Here is a 23,023-nt window from a genome sequence, read left to right as displayed (position 1 = left end):
ACCTCCTTATTAGTTTGTTATCTGTTTTACCGGCGGGCTGCACTCAGAGCAGGGCTCAAGCCCTCTTGTAAGGGCCTCATCGAGGGTTGCAGCGATATCGCTCTTCAAATAAATGCAGCCGGCAGAGTGATATTTTTTTCCGGTTTTCGTAGTATGGACAATTACATTACCATCAATGGGTTCAGATCCAGCCATAACGGCATCAGAAGCTGAAGCGTCAGCCGGCGCGGAACCGGAATCCGAAACAGGGCCGGATGAAGTGGAAGGATCTGAGGAATTCGTGCTTGAGGCGCCTAAGACAGTGCTTACGGTCAGGGAATTCCCGTCTGAGGTGAAGATGATAGTACCCTGCCTGTCGGTTCTGAAAATCTGGATATCTCTTTCGCTGACGCTGGCAAGAATTTCAGAAGAAGGGTGGCCGTACTGGTTTCCCGTACCGACTGAAATCACTGCATAAGATGGATCCACGGCATCGAGAAAATCGTCGGAACTGCTGTAGGACGAGCCGTGGTGGCCGAGTTTTAAGACATCGGCCGACAGGCTGGTTCCGCTTTCGAGCATTTCCCTTTCAGACAGGGCTTCGGCATCTCCCGCAAGCAGAAAGGAATTGCTGCCATTCGTAAGCCTTATTCCTACGCTGTAATCGTTAATATCGTCATATCCGCTGCCATTGGGGGCGATGATTCTAAAGCTGCCAGAGCCGAGGGCATAAGAAGTTCCGACGGCTGCTTTCGTAATCGTAAGTCCTTTTGCTGAGATGGCATCGAGGACAGCTTCAAAAGTCCGGGTGGTTTCGATTACGTCAGGCATGATTATTATTCCGGCATCAAAGGAACTGATGACTGTATCCATCCCGCCGATGTGGTCGCTGTGTGGATGGGTGCATATGATATAGTCGAGCCTTGAAACGCCCAGGCTGCGGAGGTACCTGCATACGGCATCCCCCTGGGTGTTTTCGCCGGCATCGATCAGCAGATATTGTCCGCCTGATTCAGCCAGTATAGCATCTCCCTGGCCCACATCTATGAAGTGGACTTTCATGATTCCGGATGAAGCTGCGGGGGATTCTGAGGCTGAGCCGTTTCCGGGAATGCTGCCAGGGGTGTCGGAATCCGTCTCTTCGGTTCCGGTATCGGCAGTCGGTAGGTTAGTTTCTGTGCCGGTGCCCGTTCCGCTGTTTGAATCGGTTCTTTTGGAACAGCCGGCGGCAGATAAGATGATGAAAAATGAAAGCAATAATATGGCTGTAATCGCTGAAAAGCGTCTGTTTTGTATTCTTTTTCCTGAAATCATGTTTTTCTCCTAAATCAAATAGTTTGCTTCTGATACCCACGGATTGTTCCGCACGATGTGCTCCCACAATCCTAAAAACATTCGAAATCCGCCCTGTTCGGGCTACTTTCTCATGTTTTTGCGGGTCCCAAAGTCATGTTTTTTCATGCAAGCATGAACAACATGACCTTTTGACTTTTTTGATGTGCCTGATACCCACGGATTGTTCCGCACGATGTGCTCCCACAATCCTAAAAACATTCGAAATCCGCCCTGTTCGGGCTACTTTCTCATGTTTTTACGGGTCCCAAAGTCATGTTTTTTCATGCAAGCATGAACAACATGACCTTTTGACCCTGGTATCATATATAGCATTATAGCACAGAAAGGGCTTTGGACCAAAGTCAGATTCAGTCAGGCGAAGCGCATTGCTGGATACAGAGTGAACTATTACAAACTGTGAAAGTGGCGCAAAAACAAGGCGTAAAACAAATTGTTTTCTGTCAACTTCCATGGTAAAATTAGCATATAAACAGAGTAACTATTCAGGACTACGTCCTTCATAGTCCCATATGAGGCACACAAATTGCAAAACCAGCAATTTGGCGCACGAATGTCTCAGGTTTTTATGCAAAATCAGCATAAAAACACCTCGCGAGACAGGGGTTCTGAACAGTTACGAAACAAAAACAGCCGACAGAATAATTTCGCAGGGATGAGGAGGGTGGTGGATATGCCGGAAACTGATTATAGGAAGCTCCGTAACCGGAAAGTTGAAAACAGGGTAATCCTGGTGATTGGTCTGATTTACGGAATCGTTTTTTCAGCTGTTTTTATGATGGGACCCTACAGGGCAGTGGAATCTTATCAGATGAAGGCGCTGCTCATCATTCTTCAGCTGGCGCTCCCCTTCATGCTTGGCATAATTGGAGCGAAGCTGATCATCATGCTTAAGATGTCTCCTTTCATCAGGATCATCACGGGAATCGCTGCAGGGATTCTGGCAGGAACCATAAGCCCTGGAATCAACCTGGCTGTAAGGGAAATCATACAGGGAAGGGCCGAAAAAATTGGGACGGGGTTCCTTCTGGGCATAGCCTATGGCTTTATACCGGCGCTTTTTACCAGTATCGCAGGCTTTATTGTCATCATGTTCATCAGACATCGGACAAAATGACCCACACACGTGTACAAAAATATGGACAAATGTTCATTTTATCTGCTATAATTATTTGTCAGCAAAGGGGAATTAACTTGGGAAACCTAAGATTATTCCTCTTTTTTGGCGGAACAACGAAAAAACAACCGGAAAGTCAGGAGGCATGGACGTGTTTACAATAAAAAATTATGTCAAAGTAAAGGATTTGGAAGAAGCATACGAGCTTAACCAGAAAAGGAACAATGTGGTTCTGGGAGGCATCATGTGGCTGAAGATGGGAAGCCGTAATATACAGAATGCAATCGACCTGTCAGCCCTTGGTCTTGAAAAGATTGAGGAGACGGAAGATTCTTTTGAGATAGGCTGCATGGCGACCCTGCGTCAGCTTGAGACTGACAGCAGACTGAACAGCTATTTTGACGGTGCAATTGCAGAATCAGTAAAAAGTATTGTGGGCGTACAGTTCAGGAATACTGCGACAATAGGCGGAAGCATTTACGGAAGGTTTGGATTTTCAGATCCGCTGACCTGCCTGCTTGTTTTAGACACTTATGTCGAGCTTTATAAAAAGGGAATCATTCCATTGTCGGAATTCGTAGATATGCCTCGTGACAATGATATTCTGGTAAAAATAATCATCAAAAAAGATACGAGAAAAGTATCCTATCTTTCCTATAGAAAGACGGCTACCGACCTGCCTGTGCTGACCTGTGCAGTTGCAAGGACGGAAGACGGATGGCTGGCTGCAATCGGAGCAAGGCCTGCACGCGCAAAACTGATTCGGGATGAAAGAAAGATGCTTGGCAGGGAGCCCGAGGAAGACGAGATTGCTGTTTTCCAATCTTTTGTTGAAGAAAATACCGTTTTCAAAAGCAATATGAGAGGCAGCGGAGAATACCGCAGACATCTGGCAGGCGTTTTGTTGAGACGTGGAATCAGAGCCGTTTCTGAAAGAGGGGAGTAATCGATTATGAAAATCAGTTTATGGATCAATGATAAATTAATAGAAGATGATATCCCGGCAGACACGATTCTGCTGGAGTTTTTAAGGGAAAAGGGATGCTACAGCGTAAAAAGAGGTTGTGAAACTTCAAACTGCGGCCTTTGCACTGTCCTTATGGAAGGAAAACCCATTCTTTCCTGTTCAACACTTGCCCTTCGTGCTGAAGGAAAGCACATAACCACCATGGAAGGCCTTCAGGAAGAAGCAAAGGAATTCGGTGAATTTCTGGCGGATCAGGGCGGCGAGCAGTGCGGCTTCTGCAGTCCGGGATTCATCATGAATGTTATTGCAATGACAAGGGAACTGGAAGACCCCACGGAACAGGAAATAAAAGAATATCTGGCAGGCAATCTCTGCAGGTGCACAGGCTATCAGAGCCAGCTTCGTGCCATCAGGAATTATCTGGAAATGAAAAAGGGGGCAAAGTAAGTGATGAAGATGAAAGCAGTAAATACACCGGTACGTAAAAAGGATGCCATGGCCCTTGTTACCGGAAAACCGGTATACACGGATGATATTGCACCGAAGGACTGCCTGGTGTTAAAAATACTCCGCAGCCCCCATGCGCATGCCCTGGTAAAAGAAGTGAAAAAAGATGCGGCCCTTAAAGTGCCGGGCGTTGAATATGTATTTACCCATGAAGATGTTCCTGGTACCAGATTTACCATTGCAGGACAGACGTTTCCGGAGCTGAGCCCGTACGACAGGCTCATTCTTGACCAGAGGGTCCGTTTCGTTGGAGACGCCGTTGCGATTGTAGCAGGAAAAGACGAGGCTTCCGTCAACAAGGCGATGAAGCTGATCAAGGTAACCTATGAGGTACTGGAGCCGGTGCTTGATTTCACCAGGTCAAAAGACAACAGGGTAATCATCCATCCGGAATCTGACTGGAGCATCCCTGTCGGACTGGAACCGGACAAGGACAGGAATGTGGTCTGTCACGGAATAGAGGAAAGAGGAAATGCAGAAGAAGAGCTTGCAAAGTGCAGCTATGTAGTGGATGAAACCTATCATACAAAAGCAAACCAGCAGGCGATGATGGAAACCTTCAGGGCATACACCCATATTGATGTAAACGGAAGGCTCAATGTCGTTTCATCCACCCAGGTTCCTTTTCACGTCAGAAAGACCCTGGCTACCGCCCTTGAAATTCCCAAATCCCAGATACGCATAGTAAAGCCCCGCATCGGCGGAGGCTTCGGGGCAAAACAGACAGTCGTGTGCGAAATGTATCCCGCATTCGTCTCATGGAAGACAAAGCGCCCTGCAAAAATCGTGTACACAAGGGAGGAATCCCAGATAGCCGCTTCGCCAAGGCATGAAATGCAGGTAAGGGTAAGGGCGGGAGCAGACGAAAACGGAAAAATCCAGGCAATGATCGTAGAGACCCTGTCTAATGCTGGTGCATACGGTGAACATACTCCCACGACCATCGGACTCACAGGAGCAAAGACCCTGCCCCTTTATACAAGTAATGCCAAGGCTTATAAGTTCGAGTTTGAGGGCGTTTATACAAATACCCAGGCTGCAGGCGCATACCGCGGCTACGGGGCTACCCAGGGTACTTTTGCCGTGGAATCAGCAGTAAGCCAGCTGGCGGAAAAAATGAACATAGACCCGATCAGATTCAGGGAAATGAATATGGTCCGTGAAGGCGATATCATGCATGCATACCATGGAGAGACAGCGAACGCGTGCGCCCTTGACAGATGCCTTGAACGGGCAAAGCAGATGATTGGCTGGGACAGCAAATACCCGTGCAGGGATATGGGCAACGGCAAAGTCCGTTCAGTAGGGGTTGCCATGACCATGCAGGGCTCCAGCATCCAGCAGGTCGATGTTGCCAGCGTATCGATCAAGACAGGTGATGACGGATTCTACAATATGCAGATCGGTGCTACGGATATGGGGACCGGCTGCGATACCATACTTGCGCAGATGGCCGCCGACTGCCTCCATACAGAGGTGGACAACATCGTGGTTTCGGGCGTGGATACGGATGTTTCTCCTTATGACTCCGGCTCCTATGCTTCAAGCACGACCTACCTTACGGGGCAGGCGACAATAAAGACCTGTGAAACCCTCAAGAAAAAAATAATCGAAGCAGGAGCGCAGATGATCGGATGCAGCAGCGAGGATGCCGAATTCAACGGCAGGGAAGTATTCGTTCCAGGAACCGATCAGAAGGTAAGCCTGAAGGATGTGGCAAATGCGGCAATGTGCGGGTCAGTCCATACACTGGAAGCCTGTGAAAAGTCCACTTCCCCGGTTTCACCCCCTCCTTTTATGGCAGCAACGGTGGAAATCGAAATCGACAAGGAAACGGGACATATCGAACTGATCGACTACTGTGCAGCTGTCGACTGCGGTACGGTAATCAATACAAATCTCGCAAGGGTACAGGCGGAAGGCGGCATTGCCCAGGGAATCGGCATGGCCCTTTATGAAGACGTGGTCCACAGCAAAGCGGGAAAATGTTATACAGACTCTTTCCTTCAGTACAAAATTCCTTCAAGACTGGATACCGGAAAAATCAGGGTTGAATTTGAAAGCAGCTACGAGCCTACGGGGCCTTTCGGTGCAAAATCAATCGGCGAGGTGGTAATCAATACTCCGAGCCCGGCTATTGCACATGCGGTCTACAACGGGACAGGCCTCCGTTTCAGAGAGCTTCCCATCACAGGAGAAAAGATTGTAATGGGTCTTAAGGAACTGGAAAAGGACACTGGAAAGTAGGAAGACAAGAGTGGGCATGATATGAAAAGGAATGAATGCAGGCTGTCGGTTATACTTCTGGCAGCCGGAGACAGCAGGAGATTCAATGGAAACAAGATGCTATCACTTATCGACGGGATTCCCATGTACCGCCATATTCTTGGCAGGATAATGGGAATTCCTGCATATAAGCGGGTAATCGTGACCCAGTACCAGGAAATTATCGATTATGTCAGGGAACAGGCAGCGGAAAACATGATTACGCCAGTCAGAAATGAACACAGCGAGTGGGGGATTTCCTACTCGCTGAAACTGGGGATCCTCAGCTGCGATGGTGAAGAAGATCAGGAAAGGCCTGGAGCAGTACAGGCAGAACCAGACACAGGAAAGCTTCCGGAACAGGCCTATCTGTTTGCCGTATGCGACCAGCCCTGGCTTACCGCCGAAAGTATCCTGAAGCTGGTGGATGCTTTTTATAGAAGTGAAAAGGGAATCGCATGCCTCTCATATGGCGGAAAAAGCGGAAATCCTGTCATTTTCCATGAAAGGTACAGAAAGGAGCTCCTTGGACTTGAAGGCGACACCGGAGGGAAAGCTGTAATGAAGAAACATATGGATGACGTGGAACTGGTTGAAGCAGGAGATGCCATGGAATTATTCGATATTGACAGAAGGTAACTGTTTAGCAGCCTTCCCTGTTACTGTTCACTCAGTGAACAGCAACCCTATCCTGCAGTTTGTATGCCTGTTTTGCAAAAAAACTTGCACAAACAGCAGGCCGAATAGTACAATGGAGGCATTAAAGTCTAGGGAACAGAATTGGAGAGAAATGATATGAAGTTATTACAGGACAGGATATTAAAGGACGGTGTTTTTAAAGAAGGCGGAATTCTGAAGGTTGACAGCTTTTTAAATCATCAGATGGACATAGAACTGCTTAATGAAATTGGAAAAGAATTTGCAAGGCTTTTTAAGGATAAAAAGGTAAGTAAAATCCTTACGATAGAGGCATCGGGTATCGGTATTGCATGTATAGCGGCCCAGTATTTCGGAGTACCTGTAGTTTTTGCGAAAAAGGCACAGTCAAAGAATCTGGATGGAGAGATCTACACTTCAACAGTGCATTCCTACACCCACGATAAGGAGTATATCATACGCGTATCAAAGAAATTCATTACAAAGGATGACTGCGTGCTGGTAATCGATGATTTCCTTGCGAATGGGAAAGCGCTGATCGGACTTATGGAAATCATCGAGCAGTCGGGAGCAGAGCTGGCAGGATGTGGAATCTGTATCGAAAAAGGTTTTCAGGACGGCGGAAAATACATCAGGAGCCTTGGCGTTGATCTGCAGTCTCTGGCTATCATTGATTACGATGAAAACGGGAACGTATTGTTTCGCTGATGGATAAAAAAGAGCCAGTTGTGTAAGCAGCTGGCTTTTGTATCTCCCAGGAAAGAACGTCCTGTGAGATACAAAACGCTCCGCGAGGAAGCGCACTCGTGCGATTGGAATTATGTCGCTGAAGCGACCGCACTCGGCGCGGGAGTCTGCCAAGGGCAGACTCTTTTAATCTCCCAGGAAAGAACGTCCTGTGAGATACAAAACGCTCCGCGAGGAAGCGCACTCGTGCGATTGGAATTATGTCGCTGAAGCGGCCGCCCAGAGAAGCAGGAATTTTGTGGGATTTTCATATAATTTGTAAAAATAGAAAGGCTTTAAAAAAAATCAAGGTGGTAGTATGACGCATTCATTTTCAGGAGAAACAATAGGATACAATTTAATATATAAAAAAAGAAAGACCATGGGCATATATATAGACTGTTACGGGAACATCGAAGTAAGGGTCCCGAAAGATACATCAGCGGAATCAGTTGAAAAGATGATAGAAGCCAAGTGGAACTGGATCGTGAAGACGTCTTCTGAAATGAAGGAGAGAACGAAGGGATTCAGGGAAAAGACTTATGAGCACGGAGAGAATTTTCTGTATCTGGGGAAGACCTATCCGATACGGATACTTCCGGATGAGGCTGCAGAACGGGATTTTGTGGTGCTCAGGGAAGAAGTGCTTCATGTCCATGTCCGGGAGCATGAAGACGAGAAGATCAGGCAGGCTCTGAAGCGCTTCTACTACCAGCAGTGCAAGTCGCTGGTCGAAGGGCGCATCAGAACCTACCAGTCCCATTTCAAGACAAAGCCGAAGGGGATAAAGATCTCCGACAATAAGGCGAACTGGGGTACCTGCGATTCAAAATATCAGATGACATTCAACTGGAAGCTGGCAATGGCACCCATGGAGGTCATTGACTATGTTGTGGTCCATGAAATGTGCCATATGGTACATCTGAACCATGAAAGATCCTTCTGGAGGCTGGTGGGAAAGATTATGCCCGACTACGAGGAACGCCAGAAATGGCTTGCGATGTCCAGCTGGAAGATGGTCGTATAGATGTACACAGATTATAGGATGATCAGATACTGAAGTGGCATACTCTGGGAAAGAAAAAGCTGCAATATATTGAAAGAATGGAAAAAAGACAGACCAGAAGTCCGAAAAGATAAATTTTATGTGCAAAAAAGCAGTGGAATATAAGTTTTAATCCGATATAATATAAAAAGCAGCAGAATAAAGTTTAAATCCGAAATCACAAAAAGCAGGGGGTAAAACATGGATTATTCTAATTATGACAGGAATCAGCTTCTTGAAAGGATAGCTGAACTTGAAACGCTGAATAAGGAGCTTCTGGAAGAAAAAGAGCAGGAGTGGGAAACGGGACCTGATGCTGCGGTGCCGGGAAATATGGGACACTGGTACTGGAATCTCAAGACAAACAGGGTCGAGTGCAGTCCGTTTATAATTGAAGCGCTGGGCTATAGCAGGGAAGAGCTGCCGGAAAGCATCAACTATCAGTTCTTTTCTGACAGGTTCCATTCGGAAGATTATTATAACAATAAAGAAGCGATGCGCCTTATGCTACAGGGGAAATCGGGTCTTTATGAAGTGGAATACAGGATACAGACGAAGGATGGGGAATGGAAATGGGTCTATGACCGAGCAAGAATCACCAACCGTGACAGCAATGGAAATCCGGAGATGGTGGCAGGAAGCGTTTTCGACATCACCGAACGAAAAGAAATGGAAATAGAGATAGAAAAACAGAATGAGCTTCAGAAGCTCAGGGCACTGACGGATCCGCTCACGGGCATCCTTAACAGGGCGGCACTGATGGATGAACTTGAAAACAGGATGAACCAGTCGTTGATTTATAAAACCCCTCTTTCTATATGTAAATTTGAAATAACCAGTCTGACAGAAGAAGGCCATCCAAAAGATCATGAGTCTGTGGATGTGGTGCTGAAGGGCATTGCTGGCATACTTACCAAAACCCTGAGAGGACAGGATGCTGTCGGCAGGTATGACAAAGAAGAATTCATGGCGATTTTTTCGAATACGGAGATGGTAAATGTTGAAAGGGTTGTTGAAAGAATTAGAAGCCAGGCAGGGCAATGGGGCCTGGAGCATGGAATCAGCATAAGGATCAGCGGGGGTATTGCCGAATACCACGGGGAGAGCATGGAGGAATTCATGTGCGAGGCAGACAGAAGCCTTGAAGAAGCAAGAAAGACCAGGAAGAGGCTGGCTGCAACCCATAAGAAAAAATGAAGCAAGTGTTTGGGACGTAGTCCTGAATAGTAACAAAACGAATAGCATATGTTTAAAAATTCAAAAAGCACTGCGGGGGACAGAATAATCTCCGCAGTGCTTTTTGACACTCGGCTTTTCTTAGAAAACAAGAACAATCCAGGGAAAAACAGATAAAAGCATAAAAAGTACAAATAAAAATGTGGGATAGTGTAAAGCAATTGAAATTGGTACCGGCTATAATGAAACGGAGTGACGCTTGTCATCTAACATAATAACAGGTAAAAGGGGAAAAGGCTTATGAAAAAAAGGTTTTTACGCACCACAGCCGCGGGGCTTGCGCTGTTAATGACAGTCGGCAGCCTTGACATTTCGGCGTTTGCTGCCTCGGCAGGAACACCGGACACAGGTACCACAGCAACGGAGATGGTAAAGGAAACGACAACCACAGTAACTGAACCGGCAGATTACGGTCCGGTTCCAAACCAGCAGCAGCTTGACTACTATGAGCAGGAGCTTGCAGCGTTTATGCATTTTGGACCAAATACTTATACAAATCTGGAATGGGGGAATGACACATATACTGTGGACAATTTTCAGTGTACGGAATTCCATGCGGACGATATGGTGACTGTCCTTCAGAATGCGGGGTTCAAGAGGCTCATCATTACTGCAAAACACCATGACGGATTCTGCTTATGGAACAGTGCGTATACTGATTTTGACGTTGACAGCAGTTCCTATGATGGAGACATACTGGCAGAACTTTCAGCGGCATGTACAAAATATGATATGGACATGGGACTATACCTGTCCCCATGGGATATTCATGAACCAAGTTATGGATACGGCTCAGGCGGATCCGCATCGAACGATAAGAATGGCGACTATAATCAGTACTACATCAACCAGATAAAGGAAATCTGCGATAATGATGCATACGGAAATAACGGCGAGTTCATTGAATGGTGGATGGATGGTGCCAAGGGTTCAGGAGAAGATGCCCAGGATTACAGGATGCAGTCATTCGTGGATACCATCCGAAATGGAAATGAAGGCGTTCAGATTTTCGGCGCAACAGAGTATGGCGGCGGAGTCCACTGGATCGGTAACGAAAGAGGAATTGCAGGCGACAATGAATGGCACCAGAAAAAGATTACTGCGACAGGAGAATCCTACTGGAGCGTTCCGGAATGTGATGTGTCGCTTACTCCGGGATGGTTTTATCATGACGGCCAGTCGCCAAAGACCATGGAACAGCTCGCAACCATCTATTTCAGTTCAGTCGGACGCGGATGTCCGCTTCTCCTGAATGTTGCTCCGAACAAGCAGGGAACTTACACGCCGGCAGTAATCACGAGACTGCAGGAATTTTCAACTGCTATTACAGAAACGTTCGATGAAGACCTTACTGAAAAAGAAGGCGTGACAGCGCAGGCAAGCGCAGTACGAGGAAATGCAGACCAGTTTTCGGCGGACCAGGCCATCGATAAAGATGCAGATGCCCAGGATACATACTGGACAATGGAAGACGGGCAGACCACGGGCAGCCTTACGATCGACCTTGGCGCAACACAGGCCTTCGATGTTGTTTCAATTGAGGAATATATCGAAAAAGGACAGAGGATCCAGAACTTCACTGTTGAATACAGGAATGGCGATTCTGCAGACTGGAAATTATTCGGAAGCGGAAGCACGATCGCGGCAAAACGCCTTGTAAGGGGAAGTACTGTAAAGGCAGACCAGATCAGAATCAACATAACGGGTTCCAAGGCAGTTCCGCTTATCAATAATGTGGGCGTTTATAAAGCTGCCAAGGACTTCGCGCTGGGAGCAGCTTATCCCGACACCCTGAAACTCATTGATGACAGGGAATTTACGACAACTGGAACCTGGACCCAGGAAACAATCGACGGAATCAACACGACAGGAATCTGGTCGAGGGGAGCAGGTGCTACAGCGTCTTTCACATTTACGGGAACAAAGGCATGGATTATGGGAACCATGGATCCGAACCACGGAGCTATGACCATCACCATCGACGGGGCAGCAGCAGGAACGGCAAACACCTATGCAACAAGCCGCTCCCTTAAGAAACTCCTCTATACCACGCCAGACCTTGCATACGGTACCCATACAGTCACCATGACGTCTACAACCAGTGCGGCACTGGGGCTTGATGTTGCATACTACAATTCAAATCCTGCCGGAATGTTTGAAATTGAAAACAGCAGCTATGCTGTAGACGAAGCAGGTTCATTTGATGTGAAAATCAAACGTATGGCAGGAAGCACAGGAGAAGCGACCGTCAAGGTGCTGACACCTCCTGGAACGGCTGTTCAGGGACAATACTATTATGACATAGACAGGACGCTTACCTTTGCGGAAGGCGAAACGGAAAAGACAATTACGGTTACGACAATTGACAACGATGCGATCACCGGAGATCTTGAATTTTACATTGAAATCCAGAATCCGGCAAATGCGGATCTTGGGTTCCTGACCACGGCGGAAGTCGTAATCAACGACAATGACGGAACAGAAGAGCTTCAGGCTGCTGTTACAGCAGTTGAAGGCTATAAAGAAAGCTCTTACATGGCAGCTGGATGGCCTGCTTTTGCAGACGCCCTTGCGACGGCAAAGGCAATACTGGCAGCGCCGCAGAATTTTACGCAGACTGCAGTCAACAATGCAAAAGCAGCTTTAATAGCGGCAAAAGACGCCCTGGTTGCAAGAACCGGCTTCACTGCCGAAGATCCATTCATAATGCCGGCAGATACAGCGGCTGGAAAAGATGTAGAAGCAGAACTGTTCACCCTCGTGCCGAGAGTTGCGGGAGCAGTTCCGGATTCGATAAATAAAAACGTGCGTGTAGCCATTGATTCAGCAGCAAGCGGCGGAAGCAAAATCAGCTGGTTTGAAAATGAAAATGCTATCAGACTTCCTTTTTTTGCAGCGAAAGCCGGCACTTATACGGTAACAATGCGTTACCAGTCAGGCCGTTCGGGTACGAACCTTAATACCATGAACTGGAGCGGAACGAATGTTGCTGCGGGCTCCTATGCGGTACCTGCCAACGGGAATCCAAACGAGCAGCTGACCACAGCTTTCGATATCACAGTTACGGCAGCGGGGGCAGGCGAACTTGTCTTCACTGCGGACTCCCACTGTTCTCCAAATATCGATAAACTGACATTTATTGGGAAAGAACTGGTAACGGCAAATCACAACGTGACAGCAGAAGCGGTGGCGAATGGAACAATCACGCCAGGCGGAATCACATCTCTTGAAGCGGGAAGAAGTCAGGTATTCACAATCATCCCGGATGAAGGATATGTCGTTGATGATGTTGTAGTAGACGGCGTCTCAGTCGGAGCAGTTACAAGCTACACCATTGAAAATATAGAAAAAGACACAACTATTTCAGTAACCTTCAGGGCAAAGACAGAAGCGGAAATTTCCGCTGAAAAGATAACAGGATTTGTTACGAGGCTTTATGAGAAAGTACTCGGAAGGACTGCAGCTGCGGAAGAAATCGGCTACTATACGGATTCGCTGACTGACAGAACGAAAAACGGAGCTGGTGTTGGAAAGGGATTTGTATTCAGCCCTGAGTTTGCAGATCGAGGACTCAGCAATGAAGATTATGTTGAAGTGCTATACGAGACATTCATGGGAAGAGCTTCAGATGCAGAGGGAAAAGCATACTGGATAAACTTTTTGAATAATGGAATATCAAGGATGTACGTATTCAAAGGATTTGTGGAGTCTGAAGAATACACAGGAATCTGCAGCGACAGCGGAATAGACAGAGGGAATGTGGAAGTTGAAGAGTCAAGGGATATGAGACCACAGCTTACTATGTACGTATACCGTCTATATGAAAAGGCACTTGGAAGAGAAGCAGAGACAGATGGACTGAACTACTATACCAAAGAAATCATGGCTGGCAATGTGACATCTGTCAGGGCTGCGCAGAATTTCTTCAGTTCAGAGGAGTTCCAGGATAAGAAGCTTTCTGACGAGGATTATGTAAAAGTGCTCTACAGGACATTCATGGGAAGGGAATTTGAGCAGGAGGGTCTTGCATACCATACAGACAGGCTTGCGGCAGGAACAGCCAGGGAAGATATCCTGCTGGGATTTGCAAATTCACCTGAGTTTGCTGGAATCATGGAAAGTTTTGGAGTTAAGTAGCATATAGAAAGATTCCGAGTAACTGTTCAGAACCCCTGTCTCGCGAGGTGTTTTATGCTGAATTTGCATAAAAACCCGAGACATGCGTGCACCAAATTGCTGATTATGCAATTTGTGTGCATCATCTGTGACTATGAAGGACGTAGTCCTGAATAGTTACGATTCCGGAATAACTGACAACAGAATAGGGTCAATCAGAAAATAAAGACATCGGCACCTGCTTTTAAACAGCAGTGCCGATGTTTTTTTAAATATGTAGGATTAGAGTGTCAAATTGATTTGGCTTCCTGGGTTTGCACCACAAATTGTCCAGTTCTCTTGAATTAAAGGACGTATAATAAAATAAATATTTTAGTAGAAAGCTAGTTGTATAATTTCATGAATGCCTTCGCTTAGTCAATTTGCACATCCGCCAGCCGTAGCACAGTGATACAAAACATGAATTGATGAGCAGCTTTATGAAGACGTTGGTACTTAGGCCGCGTACTTTGCGGCCTAAGTACCACTACGTCTTCATCTAAGCGAGAGCGCGCTGCGAATGAACATGTTTTGCATCACGTCCTAAAAAAAGCCAAAGGCAAAAGCCTTTGGCATGGGATTTCAGGAAGGACCGTTTCCGGCCTGTGTTGGGCAGGGCAGAAACGGTTTGAAAAAATATGTATATAAATAAGAATTTCTGGCAAATTCAATATATCAAATTTCAAAAGGATTTTCAATATGCATATATTCAAAAATGCAAAATGTACAAAAAAAAGGCACGATAGTGCCAGTGCCTTAAAAAGTACTGTAAGCCAGGTGTCTTGCGGGTTTGGATAGCTGGCGGCAGAATTTTTGGAATAAATTAAAGGATTGTAAATAATGTAAAAAATTAGTACAATATTAGCAACGGGAAAGAGATGTGTCTATCAATAAAGATATCGGAACATGTTTTGAGGGACAGCAGATCTGGACAGATAACGATATTATGATAAGAAAGAGGGATGGGGATGAACGAACAGTACACAGATTTTAAACACCTTAATGCAGGAGGACGCTGGTGCATGACGCTGAAAGCGCTGACATCAAGCATGATTATGATTATCATACTGACTGCAGTCAGGGCTTTTCTTGTAAAAATCGAGATGGATCCTGAATACAGAAACCTGATAAACATCATATATGCATTCATTACAGCAGTATTGGTAATCATGGTGATATTGAAGCCGACTTTCAGCTATGCGCGCTACCGGTACCGCATTGATCATGAAAGTGTTGAGATCGTGGAGGGGTGGCTCTGGACTGAGCATGAGATTATTCCATTGAACCGCCTTCATCAGGTCAGCATCGAAGAAGGACCTGTTGACCGCCTGTTCAAGCTTTCCGATGTGAAGATTGTGACTGCGGGCGGAAATGCGAACCTGAGATTCCTGCCCCGGGAAGAGGCGCAAATCATAGCGGAATCACTGAAGAAAAAGATAAACGAGCTGGCGGTCATGAAAGCATCGCCAGTATCTGACGATTTAGCTGAGCATGAAGATGGTTCAGAAGCCGGCGCAGCAGGTGAAGCCTATGACCAGTGAAAATAATGGAAACGGAATATTCAGGAACCATCCGTTCATGATACTGAAAAACATGGGAGGTGCAGTCTGGATTGTAATATGGATACTGGTGTCTTCCTTCGATGACATCAAAAAACTGGCTGCATATGTATCCGGAGAAGGGAACAGAAGCCTTTTTACGGTGCTGATTGCTGCCAGCGTCATTCTGCTGCTGGCAGGTCTGACAGGGGGATTTTCCTGGTTCAGATGGTATCGGATCACCATGAGCATTGACGATATGAACTTTTACTGGAAAAAAGGAGGGATATTCAGACGCGATATCAGTATCCCTTTGAATACAATTTCAAACTGCAATCTCAACCAAAACCTGATCGAGAAGATCTTCGGCCTGTATGCTTTGAAGATTGATGTGAATTCTTCGGAGATGTCGAAAGGGGCTGACCTGAAACTGATCCTTGCAAAAGACAAGGCAGTTGAAGTCAGAGACAGAATCTTCTCGTCTACCCAGAACACAGAGATGTCAGGAGGAAAAACGGCAGAAACGATTGAAGCAGGATTTATTGATGAAGAGGCGGCAATCGCAGAAATGCAGACGGGAAAAAGAGTCAGCGGAATCTACAGGTTTGATATAAAGGACATCATAAGGCATTCGGTCATGCAGTTTTCGGTAGTTACGCTGATTGTCCTGATCGGCGGAATTGCAGGATTCTCTGCAGGAGTCATGTCAGGTGCCGAAAGAGGGACGGAAGGCAGCATCCTGTTCGCGGCGATGGCCATTGTCCCGGTCTTCTATCAGGGGCTTCAAGGTATAACGCGTCTGTTCAACTTCAAGGTGCAGAGGATAGACAGCCGCCTGCTCTTGAGCTACGGCCTTCTGAACACGAGGGAGTACACCGTTCCGGTCGATAAGATCAATGCCATACAGATAACAGAATCCCTGTTTGCCAGGATGGCTGGCTATGCAATGGTCAGCGTTAATAATATCGGCATGGGAGATGAGAAGCAGGAAAAGACGAACATCTGCCTTTATATGAAAAAGGATGAATGCATGAAGCTGATCGGTGAGCTTCTGCCCGAATATGATATAAATTTCAGCGTTGAGAAGCAGGAAAAGCAGGCAATTACCTATTATGCCATCAGTTATCTGGTATATATTGCAGTGCCCGGAGCAGTAGCGGCAGGCGTGCTGAAAATATGGCAGCTGGGAATAGCAGTCCTTGCAGTTGCAGTCCTTGCAATGCTCTGGAGCAGCTTTGCGCCAGGCATCAGCATAGGAGAAAACATTCTGATTATCAGACGCGGATTGTTCACCTCTGTGAAATGGGTCATCCCTTACAGACAGATAGAGATGATGAAGATACACGAAAATCCTCTTGGACGCAGGCTTGGAATCGCCAAAATCCTTATCCATATACGCGGCCCTCTGATTGCTGGCATAGTGGAAAGCGGCATGTTCAGAAAGGAAATGATAGAGAGGAATGCAGAATGCTTCAGGGCGCAAACAACGTGTGAACAGTGACCTATGAAGGACATAGTCCTGAATATCTACAAATAGATATGTAAAAATGCCGGCTATTATGGTAAACTGATAGAAATACATAATGATTCAGGACTATGAAGGGCATAGTCCTGAATCATTACAGAAAACAAATTCAGGAGTGCCAGGATGCAGGAAAAGATTCATACAGATAAAAATAAAGTGAACACGGGCAGTACCACGGAGATTGCCCTGACCGGCCTGCTGCTTGCAGCGGCAATTGTGCTTTCCGTTTTCGAGAGCAGCCTGCCGCCGGTCATGGCAGCAGTTCCAGGCGTGAAATTCGGCCTGTCCAATGTGGCGGTTATGTACGCCCTGTTCTTCCTGAACAGGAGGCAGGCTGTCTCGGTAGCTGTGCTCAAGTCCCTGTTCGTGCTGTTTACCAGGGGCCCCATGTCGGGGGTTCTGAGCCTTGCAGGCGGACTCCTGTCAATCTTTGTGATGCTGCTTTTGATGAGGCTGTTTAAGGATAGGATATCCTATCTGATGCTGAGCATCGCAGGTGCGGTATTCCATAATATCGGACAGCTGGCAGCCGTGGCTGCGATGTTTTCAGGCATCTATATGATGGCTTACCTTCCGGTGCTTCTGGTTTCCGGAGTAGCTGCCGGGGCCGCAACGGCGACCCTTCTGAAGTTCATAATGCCGGCGTTTCAAAGGATGAGGTGACATAAAGTGAAGAAAAGAATAACAGCGCTTATGCTTGCAGCCATGGTCTGTTGTGGACTGGCAGGATGCAGCGGCGGATCGGCTGAAGAGAAGGCTGAGGGCGAAAAAGTCAGATACCAGGCGGAATTTCTGGATCTTTTTGATACAGCGACACAGATCATCTTCTATGCAGAATCAGAAGAAGCGTTCAATGAATTCAAGGAGCTTGTCTATGACAATCTGAAAGAATATCATGAACTGTACGATATCTATAATGATTATGAAGGCATCAGCAACATAAAGACAATCAACGATAATGCTGGAATCGGGCCGGTCATGGTCGACGGCAAAATCATGGAACTGCTTCTTTTTTCGAAGGAAGCCAGCGGGATTTCCGGCGGGAAGGTAAACGTGGCTTTTGGTCCTGTCCTTGAATTATGGCATGACTGCCGGCAGACGGGAATCAATGATCCTGAAAATGCTGAACTGCCGTCCATGGAGGCGCTTCAGGCGGCGTCAGAGCATACGGATATCAACAGCGTAATCATAGACAAAGAGGCATCGACTGTATTTCTGGAGAGCCCGGAGATGAGCCTGGATGTAGGCGCTGTTGCAAAAGGCTATGCGGTGGAAAAGGTCTGTGACCTCCTGGCCGAAAAAGGTTATGACAACTGTCTCATAAGCGTCGGCGGTAATGTTAAAGCAATTGGAGGCAAAGGGGAGGAAGGCCTGCCATGGAATGTGGGCATACAGAATCCGGATACCGATGCGGAGGAAGCTTCCCTGTATACCCTGGAGCTGAAAGACCAGGCACTCGTTACGAGCGGAGACTACCAGCGCTATTATACAGTCGACGGGAAGAAGTACCATCATATCATAGATCCTGAGACCCTGATGCCATCGGATTATTTCAGGGCAGTCACAATCGTATGTGAGGATTCGGGAATGGCGGATGCCCTTTCGACAGCAGTATTTAACCTTCCATATGAGGAGGGGAATACCCTGGTGGGATTAATTGACGGTGCTGAAGCCGTGTGGATTTTGAAAGATGGAAGCGTCCGGTTCTCTGAAAACTTCCAGTCTCTGATACATGAATAAAAAAAATCAAGTGATGTAATACTAAGCATAAAGTTTAGTATTGCTATTATTACGTTTTTATAGTATTATGATGGTCGGATTAATGAAAAATAGAATGCGGGAATAAACCCTTTTGGCTTATTCGCACATAAAACGGACAATCGGTCCGGAACATAAACTCAGCAGAAAGGTCGTGATGTTAGGGTTGGCAAATAAGCTAAAATTGTATGGCTTTAACAACCTCACCAAAACATTAAGCTTTAACATTTATGATGTTTGCTATGCAAAAAGTGAGAGGGAACAAAAAGATTATATTGCATATATTGATGAGCAGTATAACTCAGACAGATTAACAAATATTCTTTGTGATGTAACTGAAATGATAGGTGCCCACGTACTGAATATTTCAAAGCAGGATTACGAACCCCAGGGGGCAAGCGTAACCATATTAATAACTGAAAAGTCAATGGCGCTTAACAGGGTCGAAGAGCCTGTCTCCATAAGCGAGGCTGAGATCATGAAGACAAGGGATACGGTTGTTGCCCATCTGGACAAGAGCCATGTTACGGTGCACACATATCCGGAGTATCATCCGGACAATTCAATTGCGACCTTCCGCGTGGATATAGATGTTTCCACATGTGGAGAGGTTTCTCCTTTGAATGCCCTTGATTATCTCATTAAGAGTTTTGATTCAGACATCATTACAATAGATTACAGAGTAAGAGGATTTACGAGAAATGTTGATGGAAAGAAATTATTCTTAGACCACGATATTACTTCGATCCAGGATTACATAGATGATAAGACGCTTCTTAGATACGATGCCATCGACGTGAACGTGTATCAGTCCAATATTTTCCATACAAAAATGCTGATCAAGGAGATAGACCTGCAGAACTACCTGTTTAACAGGGATGTTTATGAAATTCCTCCGAGAACGCGTCTGGCAATAACGGACAACCTGCGCAAGGAAATGATAGAAATCTTCAGCGGAAGCAATATTTATTCCCAATAGCTGTAAATCATGTGAAATAGCTGCTGAAAGTGAGGATTTGAAAATGGATGTGAAAAGACAACGCAGGGCTCCTATTCTGGAGGCCCTGGAAGAATATAAGGAAATGAGGATAGTTCCCTTTGACGTGCCTGGACATAAGCGTGGGAAAGGGAACAGAGAGCTGACTGAATTTCTGGGAGAAAAATGTCTTACGATAGATGTAAATTCCATGAAACCTTTAGACAATCTCTGTCATCCGATTTCAGTAATCAAGGAAGCGGAGGCCTTGGCGGCCGACGCTTTCGGTGCGAAACACGCATTTTTAATGGTAGGCGGAACTACTTCTGCAGTGCAGTCCATGATTATGGTTGCCTGCAAAAGGGGGGACAAGATCATTATGCCGAGGAACGTGCACAAGAGTGCAATCAACGCCCTCGTAGTCTGCGGAGCAGTGCCGGTATATGTAAATCCGGGAATCAACAAGGAAGTGGGAATCCCTCTCGGAATGTCCTATGAAGACGTGAAGAAGGCAATTCTCGAAAACCCTGATGCCAAGGCCGTGATGGTAAACAATCCGACCTACTATGGCATATGTTCCCCTCTCAAAGCCATTACGGAGCTTGCCCATGAGCATGGGATGCTGGTTCTTGCCGATGAGGCACATGGGACCCATTTCTATTTCAATGACAATCTTCCGGCCTCGGCAATGAGCGTCGGCGCAGATATGGCATCCGTAAGCATGCATAAGACGGGCGGATCCCTGACCCAGAGCTCTCTGCTTCTCATAAACAATGATGTGAGCAAGGGATATGTAAGGCAGATCATTAACCTTACCCAGACAACAAGCGCATCCTACCTTCTGATGTCATCACTTGATATTTCAAGAAGGAACCTGGCGCTTCACGGCAAGGAGATATTTGACAACGTCATCAGAATGGTTGAATATGCCAGAGATGAAATCAACAAAATCGGCGGCTACTATGCTTTTGGCAGGGAACTCATAAACGGGGACACGGTTTTCGATTTTGATGTCACAAAGCTTTCAGTCCATACCAGGGAAGTAGGTCTGGCGGGAATTGAAGTATATGATCTGCTAAGGGATGAATACGGAATCCAGATTGAATTCGGAGATATCGGAAATATTCTGGCCATCGTTTCGGTAGGCGACAATCTGCTTGCCATCGACAGGCTGGTTTCTTCTATTTCGGAAATCAAACGCCTGTATGCAAAAGAGGACATCACCATGATGCTTGATCATGAATACATCGATCCGGAGGTTGTAATGACCCCGCAGGATGCATTCTATGCCCCTAAGACATCAGTTCCGATTAAGGAAAGCTGCGGCGCAGTAAGCAGTGAATTCGTAATGTGCTATCCTCCGGGAATACCGATTTTAGCACCGGGAGAAAGAATCACCCAGGACATTCTTGATTACATCGAATATGCGAAGGATAAGGGCTGTTCGCTGACAGGAACCCAGGATATAGATATAAAGAACATAAACATAGTAACACAACTGTAGGAAGGGGAGTGATTTCAAATGGAATTATGGTATACGGAAGAACACAGCGACAATGTGAGGTTTTCAATAAGGGTAGACAAGCAGCTTTATTCGGGAAAAAGCGAATTCCAGCGCATCGACATCCTGTATTCCAATGAATTCGGTACATTTTTAACCCTGGACAGCCTCATGATGCTCACGGAAAAAGACGAGTTCATCTATCACGACATGATTGTCCACGTTCCAATGGCAGTCAATCCGGCCATCAAAAAAGTCCTTGTTATAGGCGGCGGTGACGGCGGAACCGTAAGGGAGCTCGCAAGGTATAAGACGATCGAGCAGATCGACCTTGTTGAAATCGACGAGATGGTAGTGGAAGCATGCAGAAAATATCTTCCGACAACAACCTGCAGCCTGGATGATGAAAGGGTAAACATCTATTATGAGGACGGACTCCGGTTCGTAAGGCATATCGAGAACGAATATGACCTGATTATAGTGGATTCGACGGACTCCTTCGGACCAGGAGAATCCCTTTTTACAAAAGCCTTTTACGGTAACTGCTATAAGGCCCTCAAAGAGGACGGGATCCTTGTGAACCAGCATGAAAGCCCTTACTATGCGGCTTATGCGAATTCCTTCAAAAGGGCCCATTCGAGGATTGTGGAATTTTTCCCAATTACGAAAGTATACGAGGCCCACATACCGACTTATCCGTCAGGATACTGGATGTTTGGATTTGCCTCAAAGAAATATGATCCGGTTGAGGATCTGAAGGCAGACGAATGGAATGCGCTGAAACTTGAAACAGGGTATTACAATACGGACCTTCACAGGAACTGTTTTTCTCTGCCGAATTATGTGAAAAGAATACTGGAGGATTCAGATGAATAGAAATATCGAGACATTTCTCGGATGCGACAATGAATACGAAGAATCTAAAATCGTCATTTTTGGAGCACCTTTTGATTCGACGACTTCATTCCGTCCAGGAACAAGGTTTGCAAGCAAGACCATGAGGGGAGATTCCTTCGGAGTCGAAACATACAGTCCTTACCAGGACAGGGATCTTGAGGATTATTTTATTTTTGACGGCGGGGATCTTGAGATTCCCTTTGGAAATACCGAGAGGGCTTTGGGACAGATCGAGGAAATGACAGCAGAGATACTGGAAGACGGAAAGATTCCGGGAATGATAGGCGGCGAGCATCTTGTGACGCTGGGAGCCGTAAGGGCTGCAGTCAGTAAATATCCGGATCTCCATATCATCCATTTTGATGCACACTCTGATTTGCGGGATGACTATCTTGGTGAGAAGCTTTCGCATGCGACTGTCATGCACAGATGCCATGACCTTGTGGGAGATGGTAAAATATTTCAGTTTGGAATCCGTTCCGGAGACAGAAGCGAATTCGTATGGGGCAAAGAGCATGTGACTACCCAGAAATTCAATTTTGCCGGACTGGAGCAGGTTGTAGAATCGCTCAAGGGGAAACCTGTGTATTTCACCATCGATCTGGATGTCCTTGATCCTTCGGTCTTCCCGGGGACAGGAACACCTGAAGCAGGCGGAGTGACGTTCATGGAGCTTCTGGGTGCAATCCTGAAAGTAAGCAGGCTTAACATCGTCGGTTTTGACGTAAATGAATTATCACCGGTATATGACGCAAGCGGAGCATCCACTGCAGTAGCATGCAAGGTGCTGCGGGAGCTTATTCTGGCAATCAGTAAATAGA

General features: G+C 46.4%; 19 protein-coding genes. 18 read left to right on the top strand and 1 reads right to left on the bottom strand.

Translation table 11 applies throughout. The features are described 5' to 3' along the window. Positions 1–9 precede the first annotated feature (9 nt). Entirely contained in the window at positions 10–1,041 is a 1,032-nt protein-coding gene (locus BJR36_RS05090) for a ComEC/Rec2 family competence protein (protein ID WP_169823597.1), read from the bottom strand. On the opposite strand from BJR36_RS05090, the gene BJR36_RS20215 reads away from it, so the two are divergent. The 18 genes from BJR36_RS20215 to speB all read left to right on the top strand — a co-directional run bounded on the left by BJR36_RS20215 (position 1,025) and on the right by speB (position 23,022). Further along, positions 1,025–1,306, top strand: coding sequence for a hypothetical protein (locus tag BJR36_RS20215; RefSeq protein ID WP_169823596.1), 282 nt, complete (start codon positions 1,025–1,027; stop codon positions 1,304–1,306). The two genes, BJR36_RS05090 and BJR36_RS20215, sit on opposite strands and share 17 nt — an antisense overlap. A 699-nt stretch (positions 1,307–2,005) precedes the next feature. Continuing rightward, positions 2,006–2,449: a hypothetical protein gene (locus BJR36_RS05085; RefSeq protein ID WP_091231003.1), complete on the top strand. Its 444-nt coding sequence runs from the start codon at positions 2,006–2,008 to the stop codon at positions 2,447–2,449. 151 nt (positions 2,450–2,600) lie between these two features. Beyond that, positions 2,601–3,395 carry an FAD binding domain-containing protein gene (locus BJR36_RS05080; protein WP_091231000.1) on the top strand — a complete coding sequence of 265 codons (795 nt, stop codon included), beginning with the start codon at positions 2,601–2,603 and terminating at the stop codon, positions 3,393–3,395. 6 nt (positions 3,396–3,401) lie between these two features. Beyond that, complete coding sequence (locus BJR36_RS05075) at positions 3,402–3,863, top strand: (2Fe-2S)-binding protein (RefSeq protein WP_091230998.1); 462 nt, start codon at positions 3,402–3,404, stop codon at positions 3,861–3,863. 9 nt (positions 3,864–3,872) lie between these two features. Then, complete coding sequence (locus tag BJR36_RS05070; protein ID WP_091231166.1) at positions 3,873–6,170, top strand: xanthine dehydrogenase family protein molybdopterin-binding subunit; 2,298 nt, start codon at positions 3,873–3,875, stop codon at positions 6,168–6,170. Between the two features lie 21 nt (positions 6,171–6,191). After that, positions 6,192–6,827, top strand: a complete 636-nt coding sequence (locus BJR36_RS05065) for a nucleotidyltransferase family protein (protein ID WP_091230995.1) — start codon at positions 6,192–6,194, stop codon at positions 6,825–6,827. Between the two features lie 156 nt (positions 6,828–6,983). Next, on the top strand, positions 6,984–7,553 hold the full coding sequence (locus BJR36_RS05060) for a xanthine phosphoribosyltransferase (RefSeq protein ID WP_091230992.1): 570 nt from the start codon (positions 6,984–6,986) through the stop codon (positions 7,551–7,553). 337 nt (positions 7,554–7,890) lie between these two features. Further along, positions 7,891–8,598 carry a M48 family metallopeptidase gene (locus BJR36_RS05055; protein WP_091230989.1) on the top strand — a complete coding sequence of 236 codons (708 nt, stop codon included), beginning with the start codon at positions 7,891–7,893 and terminating at the stop codon, positions 8,596–8,598. Positions 8,599–8,817: 219 nt separating this feature from the next. Beyond that, entirely contained in the window at positions 8,818–9,813 is a 996-nt protein-coding gene (locus BJR36_RS05050; protein WP_091230986.1) for a GGDEF domain-containing protein, read from the top strand. Positions 9,814–10,092: 279 nt separating this feature from the next. Further along, positions 10,093–13,989, top strand: a complete 3,897-nt coding sequence (locus tag BJR36_RS05045; RefSeq protein WP_091230984.1) for a DUF4214 domain-containing protein — start codon at positions 10,093–10,095, stop codon at positions 13,987–13,989. 986 nt (positions 13,990–14,975) lie between these two features. Beyond that, the gene (locus BJR36_RS05040; protein WP_169823595.1) at positions 14,976–15,548 is read left to right on the top strand and encodes a PH domain-containing protein; all 573 of its coding nucleotides are present in this window, start codon (positions 14,976–14,978) and stop codon (positions 15,546–15,548) included. Then, the gene (locus BJR36_RS05035; protein WP_207648816.1) at positions 15,538–17,046 is read left to right on the top strand and encodes a PH domain-containing protein; all 1,509 of its coding nucleotides are present in this window, start codon (positions 15,538–15,540) and stop codon (positions 17,044–17,046) included. The genes BJR36_RS05040 and BJR36_RS05035 overlap by 11 nt, the downstream gene beginning before the upstream one ends. 147 nt (positions 17,047–17,193) lie before the next feature. Then, positions 17,194–17,733: a Gx transporter family protein gene (locus BJR36_RS05030; protein ID WP_091230975.1), complete on the top strand. Its 540-nt coding sequence runs from the start codon at positions 17,194–17,196 to the stop codon at positions 17,731–17,733. Positions 17,734–17,739: 6 nt separating this feature from the next. Beyond that, entirely contained in the window at positions 17,740–18,810 is a 1,071-nt protein-coding gene (locus BJR36_RS05025; protein WP_242875461.1) for an FAD:protein FMN transferase, read from the top strand. Between the two features lie 184 nt (positions 18,811–18,994). After that, entirely contained in the window at positions 18,995–19,807 is an 813-nt protein-coding gene (speD, locus tag BJR36_RS05020; RefSeq protein ID WP_334292923.1) for an adenosylmethionine decarboxylase, read from the top strand. Between the two features lie 43 nt (positions 19,808–19,850). Then, positions 19,851–21,308, top strand: coding sequence for an aminotransferase class I/II-fold pyridoxal phosphate-dependent enzyme (locus BJR36_RS05015; protein WP_091230970.1), 1,458 nt, complete (start codon positions 19,851–19,853; stop codon positions 21,306–21,308). Between the two features lie 18 nt (positions 21,309–21,326). Continuing rightward, entirely contained in the window at positions 21,327–22,181 is an 855-nt protein-coding gene (speE, locus tag BJR36_RS05010; RefSeq protein ID WP_091230967.1) for a polyamine aminopropyltransferase, read from the top strand. Beyond that, a complete protein-coding gene (gene speB, locus BJR36_RS05005; protein WP_091230964.1) occupies positions 22,174–23,022 on the top strand; it encodes an agmatinase in 849 nt (282 codons plus the stop codon). Before speE ends, speB begins: the two co-directional genes overlap by 8 nt. Position 23,023: the final 1 nt, after the last annotated feature.

Source organism: Anaerobium acetethylicum, assembly GCF_900096945.1.
Lineage (GTDB): Bacteria > Bacillota > Clostridia > Lachnospirales > Lachnospiraceae > Anaerobium > Anaerobium acetethylicum.
This window is presented reverse-complemented; position numbering and strand designations above follow the sequence as displayed.

Excerpts from the sequence above, each read along its gene's own strand:
- BJR36_RS20215 (WP_169823596.1), top strand. The coding sequence starts at position 1,025 with ATGAAGTGGACTTTCATGATTCCGGATGAAGCTGCGGGGGATTCTGAG.
- BJR36_RS05090 (WP_169823597.1), bottom strand. The coding sequence starts at position 1,041 with ATGAAAGTCCACTTCATAGATGTGGGCCAGGGAGATGCTATACTGGCT.
- BJR36_RS05085 (WP_091231003.1), top strand. The coding sequence starts at position 2,006 with ATGCCGGAAACTGATTATAGGAAGCTCCGTAACCGGAAAGTTGAAAAC.
- BJR36_RS05075 (WP_091230998.1), top strand. The coding sequence starts at position 3,402 with ATGAAAATCAGTTTATGGATCAATGATAAATTAATAGAAGATGATATC.
- BJR36_RS05070 (WP_091231166.1), top strand. The coding sequence starts at position 3,873 with ATGAAAGCAGTAAATACACCGGTACGTAAAAAGGATGCCATGGCCCTT.
- BJR36_RS05065 (WP_091230995.1), top strand. The coding sequence starts at position 6,192 with ATGAAAAGGAATGAATGCAGGCTGTCGGTTATACTTCTGGCAGCCGGA.
- BJR36_RS05060 (WP_091230992.1), top strand. The coding sequence starts at position 6,984 with ATGAAGTTATTACAGGACAGGATATTAAAGGACGGTGTTTTTAAAGAA.
- BJR36_RS05055 (WP_091230989.1), top strand. The coding sequence starts at position 7,891 with ATGACGCATTCATTTTCAGGAGAAACAATAGGATACAATTTAATATAT.
- BJR36_RS05050 (WP_091230986.1), top strand. The coding sequence starts at position 8,818 with ATGGATTATTCTAATTATGACAGGAATCAGCTTCTTGAAAGGATAGCT.
- BJR36_RS05045 (WP_091230984.1), top strand. The coding sequence starts at position 10,093 with ATGAAAAAAAGGTTTTTACGCACCACAGCCGCGGGGCTTGCGCTGTTA.
- BJR36_RS05040 (WP_169823595.1), top strand. The coding sequence starts at position 14,976 with ATGAACGAACAGTACACAGATTTTAAACACCTTAATGCAGGAGGACGC.
- BJR36_RS05035 (WP_207648816.1), top strand. The coding sequence starts at position 15,538 with ATGACCAGTGAAAATAATGGAAACGGAATATTCAGGAACCATCCGTTC.
- BJR36_RS05030 (WP_091230975.1), top strand. The coding sequence starts at position 17,194 with ATGCAGGAAAAGATTCATACAGATAAAAATAAAGTGAACACGGGCAGT.
- BJR36_RS05015 (WP_091230970.1), top strand. The coding sequence starts at position 19,851 with ATGGATGTGAAAAGACAACGCAGGGCTCCTATTCTGGAGGCCCTGGAA.
- speE (WP_091230967.1), top strand. The coding sequence starts at position 21,327 with ATGGAATTATGGTATACGGAAGAACACAGCGACAATGTGAGGTTTTCA.
- speB (WP_091230964.1), top strand. The coding sequence starts at position 22,174 with ATGAATAGAAATATCGAGACATTTCTCGGATGCGACAATGAATACGAA.